Genomic DNA, 1965 nt, shown 5'->3' with positions numbered 1-1965 from the left:
CGAGGCCGGACATATGCAAGCACCCAACCGGATTCGACGCGCTTTGAGGAAAGACTTGACGAAGGGGGTGTCCACATATGCTTCGCGATGCAAAGGCGGGGCTCGTCCCCGCCGGCGGAAATCAGTCGCCCCCCGTCCTTGAAGGGGCGGCCCCTTTGACGGCCGCCTGCCCATCTCTTGAAGGCCGTGTGGGTGACGGTTGGATGAGACTGCCCGGGAAGAGGCAAAGCGACGATCCAGAGCCACGACAGGGATCCGTGACCCCTGCCCTACTGCCCCTGACCGTCCCTGCGCGATGCTGCTCAGCCGGATAGACGATGCCGATCCTCTGGCCCGATCTGCCCTGCAAGATGCTGGCGCAGCGCGTCCTTGCCGGTCGCCCGGAGATCATCATTGAAGTCCCCGAGCCGGGGTTCCAGCACATGGCAACCAATCCCGACCTCGGTTGCTCTGGCGCCCAACCTCTCTGCCGCGCGTTGCCCTGCCGGATCGCGGTCGATGGCGATGTAGAGGCGCTGCAAACCCTCCGGCAACAGCACAGCCCCGAGATGACCCGACGAGAGCGCCGCCCAGACGGGAAGGCCGGGCACTGCCTCGATCAGGGACAGCATGGTCTCGATGCCCTCGCCGACCACGAGGATGTCGTCATGCGGGGTCAGCCGGACGGCATTGCCGAGGAGGTGACCCATGGCACGTCGCTGCGTCTCGACCCGCGCCTTCCCCTGTCCGTCAGGCGCCAGCCAGGTACGATGCACACCCTGCAAGGCCCCTGCCCCATCGGTGACCGCGGCGATCAGCGCCGGTCTGGGGAGGCTCCGGGTCTGGCCCTCATCCCGATGCCAGCACTTCGGGTGGAAGCGAAGGGCGCTCATCCTGCCGCCTTGGGTCAAGCCCCGGGAGCGGAGGTAGGTGTCGGCAAGCGTGGCTGCGACCGGCATCGAGGCTGCAAACAACCGCGCCGCCGCCGCTGGCGTGCCACCAGGGGCTTCGGCCTTCTTCGGCACTGGCGTATCGGGGAGAACCGGCTGCGGACGGCCCAGATGCGCCCGGGCCTCAGTGAGAAGATCGGGAAAGCGCAAGATCCCGGTTCGCTCACGGATGATATCGAGAAGGTCGCCATGCTCGCCTGTGGCACTGTCGGTAAACTTGCCGGCCGCGCCTGGCCCGGATGCAGGCCCGGTCAGCCGCACGAAGAGTGACCGGCCTGGGCTGTTCTGCAGATCGCCCACGATCCAGTAGGCCCCTTCCCGCCGACCGGCGGGAAGGTAGGATCGACACACGCTCTCTGCATTTTCTGCCAGAGCGCGGATCACATCTTCAGTCTCGGAATACATGGGTCAACACCCTCCCCGCGAATGTAGCCCTGTGACAGCGCAACGCGCGATCAGACGCTCCAGCACGGCAATGCCGGCAGGATCGGTCGGGCAGAAGAGGCGCAACTTCCAGCTGATGATCTCCGAGAAGAAACCGTCAGCCTTGAGCCGGTCCTTGGCCGCTTCCGTGAAGCCGGAGAGCTCGATCCGATTCACGCCCATGACGCGCGACCGGTGCAACTCCATCCCCTCGCCCAGCCGCACCACGGTCTTTCCCTCCAGAACGAGGGCATGGACCTGCGCCGCCGTGAGCCTCGGTGCGTCGGCCGCCAGCGTGGTCGCGACCCACGCGGCTGAGACCCGGCGACCGATGATGCGCTGACCGTCGTCGGTCTGCAGCCTGTAGACGCGGGTTTCGTCCTGGGGGAGCTGCTTCCAGATCGGCAGCAGGAGGCCCGCCACGATGTGCAGCGTGGCTTCCGAGAACTCGGGCACCTCGGCCAGTTCCGCGGTCCAGGCGGTGGCGAAGGCCGAGCGGTCGGCCTCCAACCAGTGGGTGTCCTCCATGATCTTCGCTGGAACGGTGCTCGCCTCGGTCGGCCGGACCAGACGCAGCCGCGGCTCGATCGTGCCGTCATCCAGCATCAGGCTG

Annotated in this window: 1 protein-coding gene and 1 pseudogene; both read right to left on the bottom strand. The window is 66.8% G+C overall.

Features of this window, described 5'->3' with window-relative positions; translation table 11 throughout:
* Nucleotides 1-302 precede the first annotated feature (302 nt).
* The gene (locus ACRCSW_RS16885) at nucleotides 303-1334 is read right to left on the bottom strand and encodes a DUF7146 domain-containing protein (protein WP_438706817.1); all 1032 of its coding nucleotides are present in this window, start codon (nucleotides 1332-1334) and stop codon (nucleotides 303-305) included.
* A gap of 3 nt (nucleotides 1335-1337) precedes the next feature.
* Nucleotides 1338-1965, bottom strand: a pseudogene (locus ACRCSW_RS16880) (methylase); the annotation flags it as partial.

The sequence above is a fragment of the Tabrizicola sp. genome (assembly GCF_051645465.1).
Classification (GTDB): Bacteria; Pseudomonadota; Alphaproteobacteria; order Rhodobacterales; family Rhodobacteraceae; genus Tabrizicola.
The sequence above is the reverse complement of the archived record's forward strand: the minus strand, read 5'-3'. Positions and strand labels throughout refer to the sequence as shown.